24 protein-coding genes and 2 tRNA genes are annotated in these 22,383 nt (G+C 66.7%); 8 read left to right on the top strand and 18 right to left on the bottom strand.

The genetic code is table 11. The features are described from left to right. Positions 1-13: 13 nt before the first annotated feature. The 3 genes from ACFVWL_RS07015 to ACFVWL_RS07005 are packed head-to-tail and all read right to left on the bottom strand — an operon-like array spanning position 14 to position 1,621. Positions 14-646 (bottom strand): anthranilate synthase component II, encoded by a 633-nt coding sequence (locus ACFVWL_RS07015; RefSeq protein ID WP_387180265.1) that lies wholly within the window; start codon positions 644-646, stop codon positions 14-16. Beyond that, positions 643-798, bottom strand: coding sequence for a hypothetical protein (locus ACFVWL_RS07010; protein ID WP_021201363.1), 156 nt, complete (start codon positions 796-798; stop codon positions 643-645). The genes ACFVWL_RS07015 and ACFVWL_RS07010 overlap by 4 nt, the downstream gene beginning before the upstream one ends. 28 nt (positions 799-826) lie before the next feature. Further along, positions 827-1,621, bottom strand: a complete 795-nt coding sequence (locus ACFVWL_RS07005; protein WP_387180261.1) for a class E sortase — start codon at positions 1,619-1,621, stop codon at positions 827-829. A gap of 103 nt (positions 1,622-1,724) precedes the next feature. Here ACFVWL_RS07005 and ACFVWL_RS07000 point away from each other — a divergent pair, with 103 nt between their 5' ends. Next, a complete protein-coding gene (locus ACFVWL_RS07000; RefSeq protein ID WP_045263578.1) occupies positions 1,725-1,964 on the top strand; it encodes a cell division protein CrgA in 240 nt (79 codons plus the stop codon). Positions 1,965-2,248: 284 nt separating this feature from the next. Here ACFVWL_RS07000 and ACFVWL_RS06995 read toward each other — a convergent pair whose 3' ends face one another. Both ACFVWL_RS06995 and ACFVWL_RS06990 read right to left on the bottom strand, forming a co-directional pair. Continuing rightward, the gene (locus ACFVWL_RS06995) at positions 2,249-3,142 is read right to left on the bottom strand and encodes a rhomboid family intramembrane serine protease (RefSeq protein ID WP_387180258.1); all 894 of its coding nucleotides are present in this window, start codon (positions 3,140-3,142) and stop codon (positions 2,249-2,251) included. A gap of 21 nt (positions 3,143-3,163) precedes the next feature. Continuing rightward, complete coding sequence (locus ACFVWL_RS06990) at positions 3,164-3,721, bottom strand: peptidylprolyl isomerase (protein ID WP_021201367.1); 558 nt, start codon at positions 3,719-3,721, stop codon at positions 3,164-3,166. Between the two features lie 147 nt (positions 3,722-3,868). On the opposite strand from ACFVWL_RS06990, the gene ACFVWL_RS06985 reads away from it, so the two are divergent. Together ACFVWL_RS06985 and ACFVWL_RS06980 are read left to right on the top strand one after the other, a co-directional pair. After that, positions 3,869-4,369: a DNA helicase gene (locus ACFVWL_RS06985; RefSeq protein ID WP_387180256.1), complete on the top strand. Its 501-nt coding sequence runs from the start codon at positions 3,869-3,871 to the stop codon at positions 4,367-4,369. 56 nt (positions 4,370-4,425) lie between these two features. After that, positions 4,426-4,881: an aminoacyl-tRNA deacylase gene (locus ACFVWL_RS06980; protein WP_387180253.1), complete on the top strand. Its 456-nt coding sequence runs from the start codon at positions 4,426-4,428 to the stop codon at positions 4,879-4,881. A 28-nt stretch (positions 4,882-4,909) separates the two neighbouring features. On the opposite strand, the gene ACFVWL_RS06975 is transcribed toward ACFVWL_RS06980, so the two are convergent. Together ACFVWL_RS06975 and ACFVWL_RS06970 are read right to left on the bottom strand one after the other, a co-directional pair. Then, positions 4,910-5,332, bottom strand: a complete 423-nt coding sequence (locus ACFVWL_RS06975; protein ID WP_387180251.1) for an NUDIX hydrolase — start codon at positions 5,330-5,332, stop codon at positions 4,910-4,912. A gap of 44 nt (positions 5,333-5,376) precedes the next feature. Then, positions 5,377-6,972 carry an amidohydrolase gene (locus tag ACFVWL_RS06970; RefSeq protein WP_387180248.1) on the bottom strand — a complete coding sequence of 532 codons (1,596 nt, stop codon included), beginning with the start codon at positions 6,970-6,972 and terminating at the stop codon, positions 5,377-5,379. A gap of 119 nt (positions 6,973-7,091) precedes the next feature. Between ACFVWL_RS06970 and ACFVWL_RS06965 the strand changes: the two genes are divergently transcribed. The 4 genes from ACFVWL_RS06965 (at position 7,092) to ACFVWL_RS06950 (ending at position 9,660) form a co-directional block, all read left to right on the top strand. Further along, the gene (locus ACFVWL_RS06965) at positions 7,092-7,538 is read left to right on the top strand and encodes a hypothetical protein (protein WP_387180246.1); all 447 of its coding nucleotides are present in this window, start codon (positions 7,092-7,094) and stop codon (positions 7,536-7,538) included. Positions 7,539-7,648: 110 nt separating this feature from the next. Then, on the top strand, positions 7,649-8,773 hold the full coding sequence (locus ACFVWL_RS06960) for a M24 family metallopeptidase (protein WP_387180244.1): 1,125 nt from the start codon (positions 7,649-7,651) through the stop codon (positions 8,771-8,773). Positions 8,774-8,808: 35 nt separating this feature from the next. Beyond that, the gene (locus tag ACFVWL_RS06955) at positions 8,809-9,183 is read left to right on the top strand and encodes an HNH endonuclease (RefSeq protein WP_387180241.1); all 375 of its coding nucleotides are present in this window, start codon (positions 8,809-8,811) and stop codon (positions 9,181-9,183) included. A gap of 30 nt (positions 9,184-9,213) precedes the next feature. After that, a complete protein-coding gene (locus tag ACFVWL_RS06950) occupies positions 9,214-9,660 on the top strand; it encodes a GNAT family N-acetyltransferase (protein ID WP_387180239.1) in 447 nt (148 codons plus the stop codon). Positions 9,661-9,734: 74 nt separating this feature from the next. On the opposite strand, the gene ACFVWL_RS06945 is transcribed toward ACFVWL_RS06950, so the two are convergent. The 5 genes from ACFVWL_RS06945 to ACFVWL_RS06925 form a co-directional block, all read right to left on the bottom strand. Beyond that, positions 9,735-9,807: transfer RNA gene (locus ACFVWL_RS06945), tRNA-Ala, on the bottom strand. A gap of 26 nt (positions 9,808-9,833) precedes the next feature. After that, positions 9,834-9,907, bottom strand: a tRNA-Ile gene (locus ACFVWL_RS06940). 85 nt (positions 9,908-9,992) lie between these two features. Next, on the bottom strand, positions 9,993-10,955 hold the full coding sequence (locus tag ACFVWL_RS06935; protein WP_387180237.1) for a hypothetical protein: 963 nt from the start codon (positions 10,953-10,955) through the stop codon (positions 9,993-9,995). Further along, positions 10,952-11,641 (bottom strand): LuxR C-terminal-related transcriptional regulator, encoded by a 690-nt coding sequence (locus tag ACFVWL_RS06930; RefSeq protein WP_387180234.1) that lies wholly within the window; start codon positions 11,639-11,641, stop codon positions 10,952-10,954. Before ACFVWL_RS06930 ends, ACFVWL_RS06935 begins: the two co-directional genes overlap by 4 nt. Next, positions 11,629-12,897, bottom strand: a complete 1,269-nt coding sequence (locus ACFVWL_RS06925; RefSeq protein WP_387180232.1) for a sensor histidine kinase — start codon at positions 12,895-12,897, stop codon at positions 11,629-11,631. The genes ACFVWL_RS06930 and ACFVWL_RS06925 overlap by 13 nt, the downstream gene beginning before the upstream one ends. 127 nt (positions 12,898-13,024) lie before the next feature. Between ACFVWL_RS06925 and ACFVWL_RS06920 the strand changes: the two genes are divergently transcribed. Next, complete coding sequence (locus ACFVWL_RS06920) at positions 13,025-13,735, top strand: VIT family protein (protein ID WP_387180229.1); 711 nt, start codon at positions 13,025-13,027, stop codon at positions 13,733-13,735. A gap of 70 nt (positions 13,736-13,805) precedes the next feature. Here the strand turns inward: ACFVWL_RS06920 and ACFVWL_RS06915 are convergent, their stop codons facing one another. The 6 genes from ACFVWL_RS06915 to dnaN form a co-directional block, all read right to left on the bottom strand. Beyond that, positions 13,806-14,210: a DUF3566 domain-containing protein gene (locus ACFVWL_RS06915; protein ID WP_017829919.1), complete on the bottom strand. Its 405-nt coding sequence runs from the start codon at positions 14,208-14,210 to the stop codon at positions 13,806-13,808. After that, positions 14,207-16,762: a DNA gyrase subunit A gene (gyrA, locus tag ACFVWL_RS06910; protein ID WP_387180227.1), complete on the bottom strand. Its 2,556-nt coding sequence runs from the start codon at positions 16,760-16,762 to the stop codon at positions 14,207-14,209. Before gyrA ends, ACFVWL_RS06915 begins: the two co-directional genes overlap by 4 nt. A gap of 43 nt (positions 16,763-16,805) precedes the next feature. Then, positions 16,806-18,875: a DNA topoisomerase (ATP-hydrolyzing) subunit B gene (gyrB, locus tag ACFVWL_RS06905; protein WP_387180225.1), complete on the bottom strand. Its 2,070-nt coding sequence runs from the start codon at positions 18,873-18,875 to the stop codon at positions 16,806-16,808. A 118-nt stretch (positions 18,876-18,993) separates the two neighbouring features. Next, on the bottom strand, positions 18,994-19,512 hold the full coding sequence (locus ACFVWL_RS06900) for a DUF721 domain-containing protein (protein WP_387180222.1): 519 nt from the start codon (positions 19,510-19,512) through the stop codon (positions 18,994-18,996). Further along, entirely contained in the window at positions 19,505-20,698 is a 1,194-nt protein-coding gene (gene recF, locus ACFVWL_RS06895; protein ID WP_387180219.1) for a DNA replication/repair protein RecF, read from the bottom strand. The genes ACFVWL_RS06900 and recF overlap by 8 nt, the downstream gene beginning before the upstream one ends. A 233-nt stretch (positions 20,699-20,931) precedes the next feature. After that, positions 20,932-22,074, bottom strand: a complete 1,143-nt coding sequence (gene dnaN / locus ACFVWL_RS06890) for a DNA polymerase III subunit beta (protein ID WP_105668785.1) — start codon at positions 22,072-22,074, stop codon at positions 20,932-20,934. Between the last annotated feature and the right edge of the window lie 309 nt (positions 22,075-22,383).

The following is a 22,383-nucleotide window of genomic DNA, read 5'->3' as shown; positions in this document are numbered from 1 at the left end:
ACCCGGAGGACGTTCACCGGGTCAGCGGGTGCAGGTGTTCCGCGCGCGCCACGGCGTTCTCGTCGCCGCACAGCTCGAGCCAGTTCGCCAGGATCCGGTAGCCTCCCTCGGTGAGCACGCTCTCCGGGTGGAACTGCACGCCCCAGAGGGGCAGCTCCCGGTGAGCCAGCGCCATCACCGTGCCGTTCGCCGTCCACGCCGTCACGACGACTTCGGCGGGCAGGTCGGACGCCGCGAGCGCGAGGGAGTGATATCGACCAGCCTCGAACGGCGAGGGGATGCCGGCGAACAGGGAGGATCCGTCGTGCGTGACCGCCGAGGCCATCCCATGCATGAGCTCGGGCGCCGCGGTGACCGGTGCTCCGAACGCCTCGCCGATCGTCTGATGCCCGAGACAGACGCCGAGCGTCGGGATCCGCAGCCGCGTGGCGGTGCGCACCGCGTCGAGCGAGGCACCGGCGTCAGCGGGGGCACCCGGGCCGGGAGAGAGCATCAACGCGTCGTACTCGGGGAGCATTCGCTCGAGTCGTGCGGCGTCGGTGGCATCGGACTCGATCATCACGGTGTCGGCACCGAGCTCGCTCAGGTATCCGACCAGTGTGTGCACGAAGCTGTCGTGGTTGTCGACCACGAGCACTCGCGTCATTCGACGTCGACCTCGCCCGGGGCGATGATCGGGCTCACCCAGGGGAAGACGTACCAGAACAGTCCGTAGAGCACGGCCGCGATGACGACCACGAGGATGAGCACGCGCAACCACCACGGACCGGGCAGCAGGCGCCAGAGTGCGGCGTACATCAGTCTTCTCCCTTGCGGACGTCCACGATCACACCGAGGGTGCGGCCGGTGGGGGCGGCGGATCGGTGAGTGCGGTCGGCGGCCCCTCGGCGCGGGGCTGGAAGCTCTCGAACACCCCGTAGGCCACGATGCGCTCGGCCAGGGAGTAGAGGGGGGAGCAGGCGGTGAGGGTGATGTACTGCTCCCCCGTCTGCTGCTCCGGCATCTGCGGCACGTCGGCGAGCACATCGGTCTGGGTGGGCTTCACATACTCGAGGGTCCGGAACCGGTATGTGTACCAGCCGTCCGGCGTCTCGACGACGATGGCGTCGTCGAGCTGAAGCTTGTCGAGCTGGTTGAAGGGCTTTCCCCAGGTGGTGCGGTGTCCGGCCAGTGAGAAGTTGCCGACTTCTCCCGGCATCTTCGAGTTCGTGTAGACGCCGATGCCCTGCTGGTCGAGGGTGCGCGCACGGCTCGTGCCCCCGAAGATCCCGAAGTTGTAGTCGGCCCCGAAACGCGGGATGTGCATCTGTCCGAACCACTGTGCATCGGCCGGGGCTGCAGGCACAGGAGGGACGTACGTGGTGGCGCCGTCGTCATCCTCGACGACCGGCGGAAGCTCGGGAGGATCGGCCTGCGCGAGCGCCTGCGAGACGGCCGCACCCTCGTCGTTCTTCTGGGCACTGATGATGATGTCGCCGATCCACATCTGCCAGGCGACGAAGAGGAGGACGACCACACCGGCGGTGAGGAGAAGTTCACCGAGGACGCTCGCGAACGTCGCGCGAGAGCGTGGTCGCTGTCGCCGCGGACGTCGCCCCCCAGGCGCGACGGATGCAGTCATGCGGTGATCATATCCGGGAACGCTGAGCGGATGCCGTGGCTTCCCCGTCTCCGCGGGCAGCGCGGCCTCGTCGGAGGACAGGTCTCATGGGTACAATGACGGAATGGCACGTGACCGCAAGACTGAAGAACCCGCCGTCGAGCGCGCCGAAGGCGACGCCGCTCCCAACGCCGTGTGGTTCAAGCCGGTGATGATCGGCTTCATGCTCCTGGGTCTCGTCTGGATCCTGGTCTTCTACATCTCCGGTATGCAGTACCCGATCCCGGGTCTCTCCAACTGGAACCTGGCGATCGGGCTCGGCATCGCGCTGATCGGCTTCCTGATGACCACCCGCTGGCGCTGACGCCTCACCGCTTCTTCCAGAAAGGCCCTCTCGCGATGCGAGAGGGCCTTTCTCATGTCAGGAGCGAAGAGGACTCACGTGAGGGCGTGCGTGGATTTCCGGAGCCGAGCATCGGGAGGGGCCCGCGAAGCGGGAGGGAACCCGCTCTGCGAGCGAAGGAAATCCACGCACGCCCGTCCCACAGGTCAGCAAGAGCGAAAGTTATCCACAGCCCTGTCCACAGCCTGGGGAGAATTACACCGGTGTTATTCACAGGGGTTAACAACCCTGTTAACAACTCGGGATCAGGACAAAAGAATGAGCGGCGGCACGAACGCCACCACAACGATCAACAGGACGACCAATGCGGAGAGCAGCACGATCTGCCAGGTTCGCTGGTCTCGGCGCTTCGTCTTGACCAGGATGAGGGCGACGAGGGCGCCGACGATGGCACCGCCCAGGTGCGCCTGCCAGGAGATTCCCCCGGCGAAGAAGCCGAAGGCGAAGTTGATACCGAGGATGACGAGGATCCCGGTCACGTTCGCGCCGATGTGCCGCCCGATGATCAGCAGCGATGCCAGGAGCCCGAAGATCGCGCCGGATGCTCCGACGGTCCACGTGCCGGGCGCGAGGATGGCGACCATCACCGACCCGCCGAGGCCACTGATCAGGTATAGCGCGAGGTAGCGGACTCGGCCGAGCATGGGCTCGAGGCTCTGCCCCAGCATCCACAGCGCGAGCATGTTCAGCGCGAGGTGGACGAACCCCCCGTGGACGAAGAGCGCGGTCAGCAAGCGCCAGGGCTCGAAAGGGATTCCGAAGAGGTTCGGGTACAGGTACGGCGCGTAGAAGCCCAGCGCCTGCGTGATCGGGCCGTTGAACCCGGGGATCAACTGCACCAAGCCGATGAAGGACGTGACCGCGAGCAGCGCGTAGGTGACGACCGGCTTTCCGCCGCGCCCCAGCGCCATGGTCGCGCCGCTTCCGCCGCCCCACCGACGCGCCGCCTTCTTCTGTGCAGGCGTGCGGTTCTTGCGATCGGCGTTCATGCACTCGGGGCAGATGACGCCGACGGGCGCCTGGGTCTGGCACTCGGGGCAGATGGTGCGCATGCACCGCTGGCAGAGCACGAAGCTCTGCCGATCCGGATGCCGGTAGCAGAAGTTGTCGCGATTGCTCGTGAACTCAGGCGTGGTCATCCGGATCGGCCGCAGCTGTCGTCAGGCCGCGACGATGTCGATCGACTGCAGCACGACCGGCTCGACGGGACGGTCGCCCGCACCGGTCTGCACAGCGCCGATCGCGTCGACGACGGCCTTGGAAGCGTCATCGGCGACCTCGCCGAAGATCGTGTGCTTGCCCTGCAGCCACGGCGTCGGGTCGGTGGTGATGAAGAACTGCGAGCCGTTGGTGCCTTCGGGCTTGCCGGTGATGGCGTTGCGACGGAGGCCGGCGTTGGCCATGGCGAGGATGTAGGGCTCGTTGAAGTTGAGCTCCATGTTGATCTCGTCGTCGAAGTTGTAGCCGGGGCCGCCGACGCCCTGTCCGAGCGGATCGCCGCCCTGGATCATGAAGTTCGGGATGATGCGGTGGAAGATGACGTCCTTGTAGAGGGGTCCCTCGCCGGGCTTGCCGGTGGCGGGATCGGTCCACTCCTGAGTGCCGTCGGCGAGGCCGACGAAGTTCTTGACCGTCTTCGGGGCGTGATCACCGAAGAGGTTGATGACGATGTCACCGTGGTTGGTGTGCAGGGTTGCGACATGAGAAGCGTGAGCCATGCCCTCATTCTCGCAGAGCTTCCGGTGAGTTGGCCGTGGTGACTACCCCTGTTCGGACGAAGAAGCAAGGGTCGGGCGATTCCCGCCCGGCTTCCAGCCTCTCGTGGCAAGATGGGGAACCCGTACTCCAATGGACAGGAGAGCATCGTGAGCCTCAGCCGCAAGCGGAAGAAGGAACTGCGTCGTCTTCAGAACGACGCGAACCAGCTCTGGGAGAACCAGCAGGTGCTCGTCGGTCACGCCGCCGATGTCGCCCGTGAGGCCGGCCGTCAGCTCGGCAACCTCAATCGTGAGCAGGTCGTGCCGGTCATCCAGGACACGTACAACCGTCGTGTCGCCCCGGTCGTCGACCGTGGCGTGAAGCTCGGCAAGCACGTCGTCGACGACAAGTTCGTGCCGATCGTGGGCGGAGTGGTCGGTTCGGCTCTCACCGCCTGGGACGTCGCGAACGCCAAGCGTCACGGCGTCGCCGTGCAGGTACGCAAAGCCACCAAGCCGCAGAAGTCGGGCCCGGGCCTCGGTTCGGTCATCGCGATCATCCTCGGTGCCGCTGCGGCCGTCGGCGTTCTCTACGCCGCCTGGCAGGCGCTGCGTGCCGACGATGAGCTCTGGGTCGCGGACGACCCGCTCGCCGCACCCGACGCGTGAACCCGTCTGATCCCGCCTCCGTCGCCTCTGGTGGCGGGGGCGATCAGCATGTGCGGGTGCGGGAGGCTGCCGCTGCTCGCGGGCTCGACATCGAGATTCGCGAGCGCCCGGCCGCCGGCAGCCTCTTCGAGGCGGCCGAGCTGCTCGGCATCCCCGCCTCAGGCATCGTGAAGACCCTCGTCGTGAAGCGGTCGGACGACACCTTCCTGTTCGCGCTCGTGCCCGGCGGCCGCTCGATCTCCTGGCCGAAGCTGCGCGCTCTGGTCGGCGTCAACAAGCTGCGACTGCCGGAGCCCGCGCTCGCGCTCGCGGCGACCGGGTACGAACGAGGCACCATCGTGCCGATCGGCAGCAGCACCGATTGGCCGATCTACGCCGACGAGTCGATCGTCGGTCAGCGCATCGCCATGGGTGCGGGGGCTCACGGATACAGCCTGTTCGTCGAAGCCGACGATCTGATCGCGGCCTACGGCGCCACGGTCGCCGACATCTCGGTTCCCGAAGAACACTGATCCGCGGGAGCGAGCCGGGTCGTCCGCTTCAGAGGATACCGGCCATCCTCAGCGCGATATCGACCAGTTTCACGCGCTGCAGCTCCGCGACCGACTTCAGCGGGAACCACTCGGCCATGTCCGTCGAACCGCCGGTCTCGAAGCGCAGCTTGCCGCCCGTGACCTCGGCGCGATAGAGGATGCGCAGCGTGTGCAGAGGCTCAGCAGCCTTCTGCACGCGACGGCCCGCAGGGATGACGCGGGAGTGGATGCCGAGGAGCTCACCCACCTTGACGGTGTAGCCGGTCTCTTCGCGAAGCTCACGCCGCACGGCATCCTCCGGTGACTCGCCCGCCTCGAGTCCGCCTCCCGGCATCGTCCAGGCCACGCGGCGACCTTCGGTCCAGCGCGCCAACAGCAGCCGCCCGTCGTCATCGGTGACGACCGCGTACGCCGCTACCCGCAGGTCCATGGATCACACACTATCCGTCGGCGATGGCAGTCGATGACCGCGCGTCAGAGCACTCGGATACCACCCACGTAAGTGGCCTTCACGAGCGTCTCCGCGAGCTCCTCGGACGAGACCGTGACGGGGTCGCGGTCCATGACGATGAAGTCGGCGAGGAGTCCGGGTGCGAGGGCACCCACCTCGTGATCACTGAAGAGCTGCCAGGCCGCGTTGGCCGTGTGCGCCAGGAGCGCCTGCTCCCTCCCGACCGCCGCGCCGCCCGGCATCCGGTATCCGTTGCGAGTGATGCGCGTCTCGGCCACGGCCATGTTGCGGAAGGGTTCGTTCGGAGTGACCCACCCGTCGTTGTGGAACGTCGCGCGGTGTCCGGCCGCGAACGCGGCCCCGGCATCCGCCCAGGCGCCGCCGTGCTCCGGGCCGAAGAGGTCATCGACGAGAACCTCACCCCAGTATGTGATGTGGTCGACGAACAGGCTCACGGTGACCCCCAGCGACGCCGCGCGTTCGAACTGCGCCGGCGTCATCGCACCGCAGTGCTCCACCCGGAACCGGTGATCGGTGAGACCGTGTCGCGCGATGATCTGCGCGTAGACGTCGAGGGTCGCGTCGATCGCGGAGTCGCCGTGCGCATGGCAGGCCAACTGCCAGCCCGCAGCGGCATAGGGCTCGGCGATGGCCGACAGCTCGTCCGGCGTGTAGTTCGCGTGCCCGATGTGGTTCGGCTCGAGCCCAAGCCCACGGGTCGCCGGTGTGTCGAGATAGGGGAACGACGTCGCGATGTTTCCTACCCAGGGCGAACCGTCCGACCACGTCTTCACACCCGTCTGGCGGAACAACGGATCCTGGTCGCCTCGCGCCGCCGGTCTACCGCCCGGACGTGACATCTCGTACCACCGCAGCCGCACGGGCATCGAACCCTGGGCGCGAAGGGCCTCGATGAGCGGGTTGAGTCCGGGATTCCACGACAGGTCGGACACGGTGGTGATGCCGCGAGAAGCCAGATCGCGCAGGTGTGCAGGAAGGATTCGGGGGAGATGCTGCTGCGCCTTCGCGAGCATCGGGGCGACGACCATCTCGACGGCGGCCGCCTCGAGTGCGACACCGGTCAGTTCCCCCTCCGCATCCCGACCGAACGAAGCCCCGGTCGGATCGGGTGTGCTGCGGTCGATGCCTGCGGCACGCGCGGCCGCGGTGTTGAAGTAGACGGAGTGCCCGGAGTTGTGGAGCACGACCAGAGGAACGGCGCCGGCGAGTCCATCGAGGAAATGGATGTCGGGATCGGGAAGTCCGCGTTGCAGCAGCGAGTCCCATCCGTTCGCGAAGACGGCTTCCCCTCCAGCGTCCGCGATCGCCGTGCGCAGGACGGCGAGTACTCCCTCAGCCCGGGGGACGACCACAGGACGAAGGTCGACGACCAGATCGGACAGCAGGATCGCCGCGAAGCCGGGGTGTCCGTGCGGCTCGATCAGTCCGGGCATCACCCACCCGTCGAGCGAGACCACGTCGGCATCGGGGTGGCTGCTGCGGACGTCGTCCGCTGACCCGATGTCCACGATCACGCCGTCGTCCACAACCATGGCTTCGACTTCGATGTCGATACTCGGCACGAGCGGACGGATACGGCCGGTGAAGACAGTCGTCATGGCGTCAGTCTGTCAGCCGGGAGCGCCGCTACGCAGATCGATCACGAATCGAGAAGCACATCGGCGTCCGGCATCCGTAGTGTGATCTCCACACCGGAAGCACGTCGAGAGGACCGATCATGGCCGAGAAAGAGAAGAACTTCAGCGCCGAGGAACGCGAGGCCATGCAGGCCGCAGCGAAGGAAGCGCGCACACGGCGCTCCCGTGCGAAGAAGTCGCCGGAGGAGCTTCGGGCCGCGGGGGAGGCCGACATCAAGGAGGCCATCGAGAAGCTCACCCCCGAGGACCAGGCCCTGTCGAACAAGCTGCACGCCCTGGTCTCCGAGGTCGCCCCGGAGCTCGTGCCGCGCACCTACTACGGGATGCCGGCGTGGGGTCGCGACGGAAAGGTGCTCTGCTTCTTCCAGCCGGCGAGCAAGTTCAAGGTGCGCTACGGCACGTTCGGCTTCGAGCCCATCTCGAACCTCGACGATGGCACGGTCTGGCCGACCGCGTACGCGGTGACCGACCTCACGAAGGCCGACCTGGAGTTCCTCGCCGCGCGCATCCGCGTCGCGATCAGCTGAGCGCTGCGCAGAAGGACGGTGGGGCCGTATCGACCGGACCGCACCGCCGTCGCCGGGGCATCCGCAGAACACGGATGCCCCCTGGGCGCGCGCGCAGTAGCGTTGAGCGCGTGAGCACACTGCCCTTCCCCGCCTCCGTGTACGCCGCCCGTCTCGATCGCGCCGCATCTCTCGCCGCCGAGGCCGGGCTCGACGCCATCATCGTCGGCCCGGGTCCCGACCTGCAGTACCTGGTGGGCGTCGAGGGCGACACCATCGAGCGCCTCACCGCCCTGGTGATCGGTCCCGATATCACCGCTACCGTCGTGGTGCCGCGGATGGAACTCGCGAAGGTGCGCACCACCGCCGTCGGCGGACTCGGGCTCGCGGTCGCCGACTGGGTGGACGGGGAAGACCCGTACGCGCTGGTCACCACCGCCGTCGGCACCGTGTCGCGCGTCGGCGTCTCCGATGCCCTCCCCGCCTTGCATGTCATCCCGATCGGCGAGCGACTGGGCGTGCGCCTGGAGCTCGCGACACCGGTGCTGCGGGAAGGACGCATGATCAAGGACGCCGAGGAGATCGCCGAACTGCGTCGCGCCGGAGACGCGATCGACGCCGTGCACCACCGTGTGCACGAGTGGCTTCGGGCCGGGCGTACCGAGCGTGAGGTGGCTGCCGACATCGCCGAGGCCATCGTCACCGAAGGCCACCGCACGGTCGAGTTCGTGATCGTCGGTTCGGGCCCCAACGGCGCCGACCCCCACCACGAGGTCTCGGACCGCGTGATCGAAGAGGGCGATGTGGTCGTGGTCGACATCGGCGGCGCGGTGCCGAGCGGTTACAACTCGGACAGCACCAGGACCTACGTCATCGGCACCCCCGACCCCGCAGCGGCCGAGCGCATCGCCGTGCTGGTGCGAGCGCAGCAGGCGGCGGTCGATGCCGTGCGACCGGGCGCAACCGCGGCCGAGGTGGATGCCGCGGCGCGAACCGTGCTCGCTGATGCAGGGCTCGGGGAGGCCTTCCTGCACCGGACGGGTCATGGCATCGGCGTCTCGGTGCACGAGGAGCCCTACATCGCTCCGGGCAACGACCTGGTGCTGCGCGAGGGCATGGCGTTCAGCATCGAGCCCGGGATCTACTTCGCCGGCGAATGGGGTGCCCGCATCGAAGACATCGTGGTCGTGACGGCCGACGGTGGCGAGCGGGTGAACGTCGCACCGCATGAGCTGGCCTCGGTCGGCCAGGACTGACAGCCGCCGAGGATTCCCCGCGATACCATCGGCCCATGCGCCGCCGCCGCAAGGTCTCCTCCGCCAACGCGTCGCCGGCGACCCGTGCGCGCTACGCCAAGCGCCGACAGAACCGGCTCGCCCGCGTCGACAACGACCTCACCGACGAGCAGTGGTACGACCTCATGGATGCCTGGGGTGGCTGCGCATACTGCGGCGGCGACGGTGCCGCTCTGCAGCGCGATTGCATCCAACCCGTGTCGCGTGGTGGCCGCTACACGCTCGAGAACGTCGTCCCGGCGTGCGCCTCCTGCAATGCGAGCAAGCACAACGACGAGGTGACGGGCTGGCTGCGTCGCAAGAAGCTCGACGAGCGCACCTTCCTCGTCCGGCACGCCACGATCCTGCGGACCCTTCGTCCCGTCGAGTGATGTCCGGCCCCCGGTCGCTACCCTCGAGTCATGACGACGATCGCACCGATCACTGCCGATGACCGCGCCGAGTGGGACGCCCTGTGGAGGGGATACCTGTCCTTCTACGAGACCGATCTCGACGACGCCACCACTGCGGCGACCTTCAGAAGGCTCGTCGACCCCGGTTCCGGCATCCGTGGAGCGATCGCGCGCGACAAGAGCGGTGCCGCAGTGGGCATCGTCCACTGGCTGACACACCCGGGAACGTGGACGATCACCGACTACTGCTACCTGGAAGACCTGTTCGTCGCCCCGAACGTGCGTGGCGGCGGAGTCGGCCGCGCGTTGATCGCCCACGTGCGCGCATGGGCGGAACAGCACGGGTCGTCGAAGCTCTATTGGCTCACGGCGGAGTCGAACGCCACCGCGCGCGGACTCTACGATCGCGTCGCCTCCCGATCGGGCATGATCCACTACGAGATCGATCTCGCCTGAGCACCGATTCGTGGGCGGTCCGCCGCCGAGAAAAGAAGAAGCCCCCGGCAGGTGCCGGGGGCTTCTCGATCCTGTGGAGCCTAGGAGATTCGAACTCCTGACATCCTGCTTGCAAAGCAGGCGCTCTACCAACTGAGCTAAGGCCCCGTGAGGGATTTTCTTGAGTTAAGGAGTGGGGCTACCAGGACTTGAACCTGGGACCTCTTCATTATCAGTGAAGCGCTCTAACCGCCTGAGCTATAGCCCCGTCAACCTCCAAGACTTTACCGGAGAAACACGGAAAATCCGAATCGAGGGGGAGCACTCGGGAGTGTCCTCCCCCTCGACCGTGTTCAGCGGCTCGGTCGGATGGTCGCGGATCCTGCCGAGAGCGATACGTCGATTGTCCTCCGTGCATTCGAATCCTCGTCGACAACGGTGTTCAGGGTGCCTGCACTGGTGTCCTGAGTGATCGCGTACGCGACATCGGGAACGGTCAGATCGAGCGATCCGGCACTCACGCTGATCGCGGTCTGCGTCGGAGGGGTGCCGGTCAGCTCGACCGTCAGCTTCCCTGCGGATACACCGAGGTCGGCGGTGGCGATACCGTCGAGCAGGACGTCGGCGCGGCCGGCACTCATCTGCACATCGAGTTCTCTCGCCGCCCCTTCGAGATCGAGCGCACCCGCATTGACGGTGATGTCGAGGGCGCCGAAGTCTCCGACCACATCGAGACTGCCGGCATCGAGCGTCATGTCCGCATCGAGCTCGGCGCCACGCAGCTTCTCCGGAAGGGTGAGCACGGCGATCTCCTCGTCACCGAACCAGTTGCCGAACCACCACCCGAACACACCCTGCGGACTGCGCACGACCAGCTCATCACCGTCGCGCTCGAACGTCCACGCGGTGCCTCGGCCGTTCGTGATGGCGAGCTCGGCCTCGTCGACGTCGCCGAACTCGACCCGCATGCTGCTCGCGTCGGCGTCGATGTCGAGTCCTTCGACCCCCTCCACACCCATCGTCTGCACGGAGTCGGGGCGGCTCGACGACATGATGTTCCCCGCAGCAGCCGCTGCAGCCGCGCCACCGGTTCCGAGCAGCGCGATCCCGCCGACCACGGCAGTCACGATCAGCACCGCCGTCGCGCCGGACGAGCGATCACCGGGAGGAGCAGGGGACGGAGGGTTCGTCGAGGCCTGCGCGACGGGCACCGCCTGAGCGATCGGCTGCTGCAGCGGCGAAGAAGCGGGAGGGGAAGCAGGCGGCGGTGAGAGCGGGGTGTGCTCTCCCGGAACGCCGTTGTTGTCGGTGGTCATCGTGCCACTCCTGTCTGGCCGGTCGGCGGCGTCGGGCCACCGGTGTTCTCGATGTGGGCGAGGGCGGCGAGCACGCGGCGGTTTCCCGACTCGTCCTGCTCGAAGCCCAGCTTCTGGAAGATGGAGGTGATGTGCTTCTCGACACTGGCCTCCGAGAGGAACAGGAGGCCGGCGATCGCCTGGTTCGACTTGCCCTCGGCGATCAGGGCGAGCACGGTGCGCTCGCGCTCGGTGAGCCGGAGCATCCGGTCGTCACGGTTGCGCCGCGTCAGCAGCTGCGCGACGACCTCGGGGTCGAGCACGGTAGCGCCCTCGGAGATCCGCTGCACGGAGGCGAGGAACTCCGAGACATCGGCGACACGGTCTTTGAGCAGGTAGCCGAGAGGACCACCTTGCGCGGCGATCAGATCCGACGCGTATCGCTCCTCGACGTACTGCGAGAGCACGAGGATCGCGAGCGACGGATGCGTCGAGCGCAGACCGAGCGCCGCACGGATGCCTTCGTCGGTGAACGTCGGCGGGAGGCGGACATCCAGGATGCAGAGGTCGGGAGCCGTGGTGGCGACGGCCTGATCGAGACCTTCGATGTCGGGGAGCGCGGCGACCACGTCGTGGCCCGCGTCTTCGAGCAGACGGACCAGACCCTCGCGCAGGAGGACCGAGTCCTCGCAGATCAGGATGCGCACGGTACGTTCACCTCCAGGCTGGTCGGTCCGCCCTGCGGACTGTCGAGGCGGAAGGTTCCCCCGGCGGCGAGGATGCGGTTCGCGATCCCGTCGAGACCGCCGCCCGGCTGCACCTGCGCTCCTCCGATGCCGTTGTCCTCGACCCGCGCCCAGAGCGTGTTGCCCTCGCGGAGCCGTACGATCACTCGAGCTTCACTAGCCCTCGAGTGCTTCGCCGCGTTGGTCAGAGACTCGGCGATGGAGAAGTACACGGCGGCCTCGGCCTCGCGACTGCATCGGCCGTCCATGCGCACATCGAGGTGCACGGGGATGTGCGAGCGTCCGGCCAGTGCCGACAGAGCGGCGTCGAGACCGCGGTCGTCGAGCACAGAGGCGTGGATGCCGCGTGCGAGCTGACGCAGTTCGGTGATGGCCGCCTTCGTCGAGGTGTGCGCCTCGTTGATGAGCTCCTTCGCGGCCTCCGGATCGTTGTCGATCTTCTGCTGCGCGAGTCCGAGGGTCATGCCCACCGAGACGAGTCGCGGCTGAACCCCGTCGTGCAGGTCCCGCTCGATGCGTGTGCGCTCCACGTCTGCGGCCCGCACGGCACCTTCCCGCTGCGCCGTCGAGGTGCGCACGCGCTCGGTGAGCTCGGTCTCCTTCGGACGGATCACGATCGCGAGCGCGATGGTCCGGTGCAGCAGAGCCAGACCGATCGTCCCGACGACGCAAGCGCCGATGCCCAGGATGCCGACGAGCGGCGCCCATGAGACGGGGATGCCCGTGCCGCCGAAGGGTCCGATCACGGCGTCTGCAGCGGTGAGCGGGGCGAAGGCGATGATGATCGACCACACGAGGCCCCAGAAGAGACGGAGCACGATGGCGCCGAGAACGGCGGCGATCGCGAAGTTGGCGATCGCCCGCCACATGCGCCCGTCGATCGCCTGACGCCCGAGCGAACGCAACCAGCCCACGAAGCCGGGACGGTCGCGTGGTTGTGCGCGCAGCGGTGCGATCGGCGTGCGGTAGAGCGCGCCGACGCGGGCCACCTCGAACCACCCCAGCCCGTACAGCGCGTAGACCAGGCCCACGAGCAGGACGACGCCGATGCCCGCGGCCAGGATGAGTCCGAGGCCGGTGCCGAGGAGTCCGCCGAGTATTCCGAGGATGGCGCCGCCGAGGGCACCGACGCCTGCCAGATGCAGGATCGTGAGGAAGATGCGCAACGGCGGTTTCACCGCCGTTGCGGGAGCCGGGGTCGCAGTCTGAGTGGTCATGGTTCCAAGGTACGGCGGGCCGGGAGAGGGCGACACCGAGTCAACCGGACACTCCGATTCGGGTTTTCCGTAATATGCCTGCCCCGCACTTCCCGCGTCGCGGGTGCCCTTCTGCTTCACTGGGGACATGAGAGCCCACGAAGGTGAACCGCACGGCACCGGCCTCGGTCAGCGACTGAACTGGCTGCGAGCGGGAGTGCTCGGAGCGAATGACGGCATCGTCTCGGTCGCCTCTCTCGTGGTCGGGGTCGCGGGCGCGACGACGGACAACGCCGCACTCCTCACCGCAGGAATCGCGGGCCTCGTCGGCGGGGCGATCTCCATGGCGCTCGGCGAGTACGTCTCGGTGAGCAGCCAGCGCGACAGTGAGCGTGCTCTGATCGCGAAGGAGAGCGAAGAGCTCCGCACGATGCCGGCAGTGGAGCTCGACGAGCTCACTCAGCTGTACCGCGACCGCGGGCTCTCCGACGAGACCGCCCGTCAGGTCGCAGAAGAGCTCACCGCGCACGACGCCCTCGCCGCGCACCTGGAGGTCGAGCTCGGCATCGATCAGAACGACCTCGTGAATCCCTGGCACGCGGCGATGTCGTCGGCGATCGCGTTCACCCTCGGCGCACTGCTGCCGTTGCTCGCCATCCTGCTCCCCCCGCCGGAATGGCGCGTTCCCGTGACCTTCGTCGCCGTCCTTCTCGCGCTGGCTGTGACGGGGACACTGTCGGCGAGGATCGGAGGTTCGGCACCGGTGCGCGCATCCATCCGCCTGGTCATCGGGGGTGGACTCGCTCTGGCTGCGACCTGGCTCATCGGCACACTGCTCGGCACCACGGGCGTCGTCTAGCGACCACGCGTCGAGGAACGACGGAGGGCGGATGCCGCAGCATCCGCCCTCCGTGAATCCGTTCCGAGGATCAGTTCGACATGAAGCCGACGAGCAGTCCGCCCGTCACCTTCACCGCGAGGTTGTAGATTCCGGCGACCACGGCGCCGAGCACCGTGAAGACGATGAGGTTCAGGATCGCGACCACGGCCGCGAACGCCATCACCTGCGGAAGACCGACGACCTCGGAGAGCACGAAGGTGTTGTCCGTGATGCCGAGCAGGAAGCTCTCCGCCGTGGTCATGATCCCCGTCGCCTGGAACACCAGGAAGATGAGGAAGAACGAGACCATGGTGACGACCGCCAGCGCCACCGCTCCGAGGAACGAGAGCTTCACGGCCGACCAGAAGTCCACGTAGACCAGTCGGAGGCGTACCTGCTTGCCGCTGGTCTTGCGGGTCGACTTCTTCGCCAGCTTGTCGGCCACTGTGCTCATGCGTCTGTATCCTCAGGGGTCTGTGTCGTCTCGGGGGCCTGGGTCTCGGCATCCTCCGCATCCGCCTCGTCTTCGGTGAGGCCGCGCTCACCGTTACGAGCGATCGCGAGGATGCGGTCGGCCTCCGTCGTGCGGGCGAACACCACTCCCATGGTGTCGCGACCCTTGGCGGGGACCTCGGCCACGGCAGAGCGTACCACCTTGCCGCTGGAGAGAACCACCAAGACCTCGTCGTCCTCGGAGACGATCAGACCACCCGCGAGAGTGCCCCGATCGTCGTTGAGCTTGGCGACCTTGATGCCTGTTCCGCCGCGTCCCTGCACGCGGTATTCCTCCACCGCGGTGCGCTTCGCGTACCCGCCGTCGGTGACGACGAAGACGAATTTGCCGGGCGCCGCGACGGAAGCCGAGAGCAGGCAGTCCTCGTCGATCTTGAACTTCATGCCTCGAACACCGGCCGTGGCACGGCCCATCGGACGCAGGGCCTCATCGGTCGCCTCGAAGCGCACCGACATGCCGCGACGGCTGATGAGGAGGATGTCGTCCTCGGCGTTCACGAGCAGCGCGCTGACGAGCTCGTCTTCCTCGTTCAGCCGGATCGCGATGACGCCGCCCTGACGGTTGGTGTCGTATGCCTCGAGTCGCGTCTTCTTGACCAAGCCCTCACGCGTCGCCAGCACCAGGTAGTCGGCGACCTGGTAGTCGCGGATGTCGAGCACCTGGGCGATGCTCTCGTCCGGCTGCAGGGCGAGCAGGTTCGCGACGTGCATGCCCTTCGCGTCGCGACCGGCCTCGGGCACCTCGTAGGTCTTCGCGCGGTAGACGCGACCCTTGTCGGTGAAGAACAGCAGCCAGTGGTGTGTCGTCGTCACGAAGAAGTGCTCGACGATGTCGTTCGCGCGCAGCTGCGCTCCCTTGACGCCCTTGCCTCCGCGGTGCTGGGAGCGGTAGTTGTCGCTGCGTGTGCGCTTGATGTAGCCCTCACGCGTGACGGTGACGACCATCTCCTCTTCGGCGATGAGGTCTTCCATCGAGACGTCGCCGTCGAAGCCGTGCAGGATGTGCGTGCGACGCTCGTCTCCGAAGCGGTCGACGATGCCGGTCAGCTCTTCGCGGATGATCGTGCGCTGACGACCCTCGTCGGCCAGGATCGACTTGTAGTCGGTGATCTGGGCTTCGAGTTCGTTGGCCTGGTCGATGATGCGCTGACGCTCGAGTGCGGCGAGGCGGCGCAGCTGCATCTGCAGGATCGCGTCGGCCTGGATGTCGTCGATATCGAGGAGCTTCTGGAGTCCCTCGTTCGCGTCCGCCGTGGTCTGGGACCGACGGATGAGCGCGATGACCTCGTCGAGGGCGTCGAGCGCCTTCAGGTATCCGCGCAGGATGTGCATGCGCTTCTCGGCTTCACGCAGACGGAATTCCGTGCGCCGGACGATGACGTCGATCTGGTGCGAGATCCAGTGCGTGATGAACCCGTCGATCGCGAGGGTGCGCGGCACGCCGTCGACGATCGCGAGCATGTTCGCGCCGAAGTTCTCCTGCAGCTGGGTGTGCTTGTACAGGTTGTTCAGCACGACCTTCGCGACCGCGTCGCGCTTGAGCACGACGACGAGACGCTGGCCCGTGCGGTCCGATGACTCGTCGCGGATGTCGGCGATTCCGGTGATCTTGCCGTCACGGGCGAGGTCGCCGATCTTCACCGCCACGTTGTCGGGGTTCACCTGGTACGGCAGTTCGGTGATGACGAGGCAGGTGCGACCCTGGATCTCCTCGACGTTGACGACCGCGCGCATCGTGATCGAGCCGCGGCCGGTGCGGTACGCCTCGTGGATGCCCTTGGTGCCGAGGATCTGCGCGCCGGTCGGGAAATCCGGGCCGGGAACGCGCTGGATCAGACCCTCGAGCAGCTCCTCGCGGGAGATGCCGGGGTTGTCGAGAGCCCAGAGAGCGGCGTCGGACACCTCGCGCAGGTTGTGCGGCGGGATGTTCGTGGCCATGCCGACCGCGATGCCGACCGAACCGTTGACGAGAAGGTTCGGGAAACGGGCCGGGAGGACCGTCGGCTCCTGCGTCTGGCCGTCGTAGTTGTCCGTGAAGTCGACGGTGTCTTCTTCGATGTCGCGCACCATCTCGAGCGCGAGTGGGGCCATCTTCGTCTCGGTGTATCGCGGGGCCGCGGCACCCATGTTGCCCGGAGAGCCGAAGTTGCCCTGGCCGAGAGCCAACGGATACCGCAGCGACCACGGCTGCACCAGTCGCACGAGGGCGTCGTAGATCGCCGAGTCGCCGTGCGGGTGGTACTGGCCCATGACCTCGCCCACCACACGGGCGCACTTGGAGAACGACTTGTCGGGGCGGAAGCCGCCGTCGTACATGCCGTAGATGACACGGCGGTGCACGGGCTTGAGGCCATCGCGCACATCGGGGAGGGCACGCCCCACGATGACGGCCATCGCGTAGTCGAGGTAGCTGCGCTGCATCTCCGACTGCAGGTCGACCTGATCGATCTTGCCGTGATCGTGTTCCGGCTCGGTGCGTTCTTCGTCAGTCATGAATCAATCTCTCTGTCACACATCTGGTCTGAGCCCGCGGGCGTCAGATGTCGAGGAAGCGGACGTCCTTGGCGTTGCGCTGGATGAAGCTGCGTCGGGACTCGACGTCCTCGCCCATCAGGACGCTGAAGATCTCGTCGGCCGCGGCGGCGTCCTCGATGGTGATCTGCTGCAGAGTACGCGTGGTGTGATCCATCGTCGTCTCCCACAGCTCCTTGGGGTTCATCTCACCGAGACCCTTGTAGCGCTGGATACCGGCGTCCTTCGGGATGCGCTTGCCGTTCTCGATGCCGTGCTTGAGCAGGGCATCGCGCTCGGCGTCGCTGAACACGTACTCGTGAGCCGAGTTCGACCACTTCAGCCGGTACAGCGGCGGCATCGCGAGGTAGACGAAGCCGGCCTCGATGAGCCCGCGCATGTAGCGGAAGAGGAGCGTCAACAGCAGCGTGGTGATGTGCTGGCCGTCGACGTCGGCATCGGCCATCAACACGATCTTGTGATATCGCGCCTTCTCGATGTCGAATTCTTCGCCGATGCCCGTGCCGAAGGCCTGGATCATCGCCTGGACTTCCTTGTTGCCCAGGGCCTTGTCGAGACGCGCGCGCTCGACGTTGAGGATCTTGCCGCGCAGCGCGAGGATCGCCTGCGTGTGCGGGTCGCGACCCTGCACCGCGGAGCCACCGGCCGAGTCACCCTCCACCAGGAAGATCTCGCTGATCGACGGGTCCTTGCTGGTGCAGTCTTTGAGCTTGTCGGGCATGGCCGCCGACTCGAAGACGCTCTTGCGACGAGCGGTCTCACGGGCCTTGCGGGCGGCCAGACGAGCGGTCGCGGCATCGATCGCCTTGCGGATGACGTTCTTCGCCTGGTTCGGATTGCGCTCGAACCAGTCGCCGAGCTGATCGCCGACGACCTTCTGCACGAACGCCTTCGCCTCGGTGTTGCCGAGCTTGGTCTTGGTCTGGCCTTCGAACTGCGGTTCTCCGAGCTTGATCGAGATGACAGCCGTCAGGCCCTCGCGCACGTCGTCGCCGGAGAGGTTGTCATCCTTCTCCTTGAGGAGGTTGTTCGCACGGGCGTACTTGTTGACCAGCGTGGTCAGCGCCGCGCGGAACCCCTCTTCGTGCGTTCCACCCTCGTGGGTGTTGATCGTGTTGGCGTAGGTGAACACGTTCTCGGTGTACGACGTGGTCCACTGCATCGCGACCTCGAGCGAGATCTTGCGCTCGGTGTCTTCCGACTCGAAAGCGATGATCTCGTCGTTGACGACCTCGGCGTGACGCACCTTGTTGAGGTACTCGACGTAGTCGACGAGTCCGCGCTCGTAGAAGAACACGTCACCCGGCTGCTTGGTGACGGTCGCCCCGTCTTCCTCGACCTCATAGGCGGAGGACTCCCGCTCGTCGCGCAGCTCGATACGGAGTCCCTTGTTGAGGAACGCCATCTGCTGGAAACGCGTGCGGAGCGTGTCGTACTCGAACTCGATGGTCTCGGTGAAGATCGACGCGTCCGGCCAGAACGTGATGCTGGTTCCGGTGTCTTCGGTCGCCTCGCCCTTCTCGAGCTTCTGCTGCGGGATGCCGCCGTCGGCGAAACTGTGCCGCCAGACGAACCCCTTCTGCTTCACCTCGACATCGAAGCGCGTCGACAGCGCGTTCACGACCGAGGATCCGACACCGTGCAGACCACCGGAGACGGCGTAGGCGCCGCCACCGAACTTTCCGCCGGCGTGCAGGATCGTGAGCACGACCTCGACCGTCGACTTGTTCGGGTCGGACGAGTGCGGGTCGACCGGGATGCCTCGACCGTTGTCGACGACGCGCACGCCGCCATCGGCGAGCATCGTGACGAAGATCGTGTCGGCGTAGCCGGCCAGTGCCTCATCGACCGAGTTGTCGACGATCTCGTAGACCAGGTGGTGGAGACCTCGAGGACCGGTGGACCCGATGTACATACCGGGGCGCTTGCGCACAGCCTCGAGGCCTTCGAGGATCTGGATCGAATCCGCACCGTACTCACCGGGCTGCTTCGCCTTGGGTGCAATGGTGCCCTCGGTTGCGGGGGTTCCCCCGGTGTTCGATTCCGTCTCGTCAGCAGGGGATTCAGGCGTCATCAGAGGGCATTCTCCACATCGATATCACGAACTCCCATTCTAGCGGAGTTTCATCGGGAAATGCCGCTCAACGGCCGTGTGTGGGCCTCTGAGCCTTTCGACCCCCTCGCGTGGTGCCCTACCCGTAGGTATCGCGCGGGCCCCGTCCTGGAACGGCTCTGGGACCCCATTTCCACGAGGGAACGTCCGGTCCGATGAAGCGGAGGTTCTCGACACCCGCATCCGGATACCGTCGGCCGATCTCGGTGAGAATCGTCGCCCGCATGAACTGCAGGTTCTTCGCCCACGCCGTCGAGTCGCACTTGACGGTGAGCAGCCCGCGCTCCAGAGACACCGGCTCGGAGTGCTTGGCCGTATCGGCGCCGGCGAGGTCGGCCCACTGGCGAACGAGGTCTTCCCGTGCCAGGGTGATCTGCCAGCCCGAGTCGCGGCTCAGCTTGTCGAGCACGGCTCCGAGGGCACCGGGATCCCGGCCCGGAGTGAACGGCGCGTTGTCGTCGTCGGTGGTGATGCGACGCTTGCGCTTCCAACTCTTGGAGCTCGGCTGCAGACCCCGAAGCCGCAGGTAGGTGCCCACGGTCTCCGGAACCTCGGCCGCCGCAGTGGCGGCCGCGGGGGTCGATGCCGCGTCAGTCATCCGCCGCCTCCCGCTCGTCGCTGATGGTTCCGGCACTGATCCGCACCACGTGGGCGTGCAGCACCTCGGGAATATCCTCCTCCACCGCCGCGGTGACCACCACCTGCTCGTACCCCGCTGTCAGAGCGGCGAGGCGCTGACGGCGATCGGCGTCGAGCTCGGCGAACACGTCGTCGAGGATCAGCACGGGGTCGCCCGCGGGAGATTCGCTGCGCAGCAGTTCGGCCGAGGCCAACCGGAGGGACAGCGCCACCGACCACGATTCTCCGTGAGAGGCGTACCCCTTCACCGGAAGGTCGCGAACCCGCAGCACGAGGTCGTCACGGTGCGGACCGGTGAGGGTCAGCCCGCGATCGAGTTCCTTCGATCGCTTCGCCGCGAGAGAGGAACGGAACAGGTCGGCGATACGCGCCGGATCACTGAACCTGTCGGCAGAGGGACCCGCCTCGACATCCTCTGCTCCGTCTTCGCCCTCTTCGGGATCGCCGCCTCCGACCGAGAGCGCCCACTCCAGCTGCGGGCGATGATCGGCGCCGGCGATCGCCTCATAGGCATCGGCGACCGGCTGCTGCAGATCTGCCGCCAGACGCTGACGAGCCGTGATGATCTCCGAGCCGAGGGAGACGAGCTTGTCGTCCCACACATCCAGCGTGCTCAGACCTTCGCCGCGGATGCCACGAGCGCGCGCCGACTTGAGCAGGGCATTGCGCTGCTTGAGAACACGATCGTAGTCGGCGAGTACAGACGCCAGCCGCGGTGTGCGCTGGATGAGGAGCTGATCGGTGAAGCGGCGTCGAGCCGAGGGATCACCCCGAACGATCTGCAAGTCTTCCGGTGCGAACAGGACGACGTGCACGTAGCGGGGGAGCTCGTTCGGCTTCGACGGTGAGCCGTTGATGCGGGCCTTGTTCGATCCCTGCCTGTTGACCTGGACCTCGGCGAGCACTCGACGTTCGCCATGCGAGAGTCGCGCGCGGATCACCGCGAACTCCTGCCCGTCACGAACCATCGGCGCATCCGAGGACACCCGGTGCGATCCGAGCGTGGCGAGGAAGACGACGGCCTCGGCCAGATTCGTCTTACCCTGCCCGTTCCGCCCGACAAGGACGTTCGGGCCGCGGTGGAGGGTGAGTTCAGCGGTCGCGTAATTGCGGAAATCGACCAGACTCAGGTGCTCCACAATCACGGTGTCAGCCTACCTTCGGGGTCGGACAGCATCTTGTGGGTCCCTGGTGGCGACACACCCTTCGCTCGCAGAGCGGGGACCCTCCCGCTTCGCGGGCCCCTCCCGATGCTCGCTCCGGGAGCATCGCCACCAGCGAGAGTTGCGCAGCATGTGGCCCGGCTGAGCTCCGGGACCGCTACGCGCAGGTGCCGCAGCGTCTCGCTGCGCTCGACGACTGCGTGCGCTCTTTCCGATCAGCGCAGGAGGAGGTTCGGCTGGAGCAGGTACTTGAACGAGTCGAGGCCGGCCTGGTCCACCGAGGTCTGGCTCGTGATGAGAACCGGGCTGAGCTTGTTGGCGTTGTCGCTCGAGGTGAACGTCACGCGGACGAACTCGCTCTTGACGGCGCCGAGAGCTTCGATCAGGTACTGCGGGTTCAGACCGAGCGTGACCTCGTCGCCGCCGGACAGGATGGCATCGACCGACTCGGATGCGCGTGCGTGGTCTCCACCGGAAGCGTCCATCGTGACGCTGTCGTTCGAGAACGTGAAACGCAGGGGAGCGGCACGATCCAGAACGAGGGATACGCGACGCACTGCTTCGACGAGGTCGGCGGTGTTGACCACCGCGTAGTGGTCCGTCTGCTCGGGGAACAGGCGGCGAACAGGAGGGAAATTGCCCTTGATCAGGAGAGAAGTGACGGTCTTGTTGCCGGCGGTGAAGGCGATGATCTCGCGGTCACCCGCTCCGGAGAAGGCCACCTGGATCGTGCCTGCGTGCCCGAAGGTCTTACCGACTTCGAGCAGGGTGCGGGCGGGGACCAGCGCGGTGGCTTCGACGGCTTCGCCATCCCAGGGAACGTCGCGGAGCGAGACGCGGTAGCGGTCGGTGGCGACCAGGCTCAGGTTGTGGCCGGAGACCTCGAGCTGCACACCGGTGAGGACAGGGGTCACATCATCGCGGGACGCGGCGAATCCGACCTGTGCGATCGCGGTGCCGAAGTCGTCGGCGGGGACCACGCCCGACGAGCCGGTGACCTCGGGGATCGACGGGTATTCCTCGACGGGCATGGCGGCGAGCGTGAATCGGGCGGAGCCGCACGTGACGGCGATGCCGCCGTCTTCCTCGACCGCGATCTCGATCGGCGCATTCGGGAGGCGGCTGGCGATGTCGGAAAGAAGCCGGCCGTGGACCAGGATCGTGCCGGGTGTGTCGACCGTGGCCTCGATGGTGGTCCGCGCGGAGGCTTCATAGTCGAAGGCCGAGAGCGTCAGGCCGGAACCGTCGGCTTCGATCAGGACTCCGGCCAGGATCGGCTGTGGATTGCGCTGCGGCAGAAGCTTGACGACGAACGAGACAGCCTCGCTGAAGACATCGCGGTTGACCTGAAACCTCACGGGTGCTCCCTTGTCGTCGAACTGTGACGCGTTGTCGTCGGCCCTGCCGGTGCAGGGCTTCCCATGCTAGCCCCACACTCCGGCGTATCCCTACGCCGGAGTTCCTGTCATTCGGTCGATCGGTTCTTCCCACCGTCTGGTGATCGGATCGCGCCTTGAATGACTTAACTCCTTAACGGTGTTAACAGCTGTGGATACTGTGGATAAGTCGGTGGATAGCAAGAGCGAGTAGGGAACTACACAGTTGTCAGTTGTGGAAACCCTGAGGAATCCGCGGGTTACGGGCATGTGGGTCGAGGAGCGCCCTCC

The sequence above is a fragment of the Microbacterium sp. NPDC058269 genome (genome assembly GCF_042881445.1).
In the GTDB taxonomy this organism is placed as follows: Bacteria; Actinomycetota; Actinomycetes; order Actinomycetales; family Microbacteriaceae; genus Microbacterium.
Note: the sequence above shows the minus strand (reverse complement) of the source record. Positions and strands in the feature narration are given on the sequence as shown.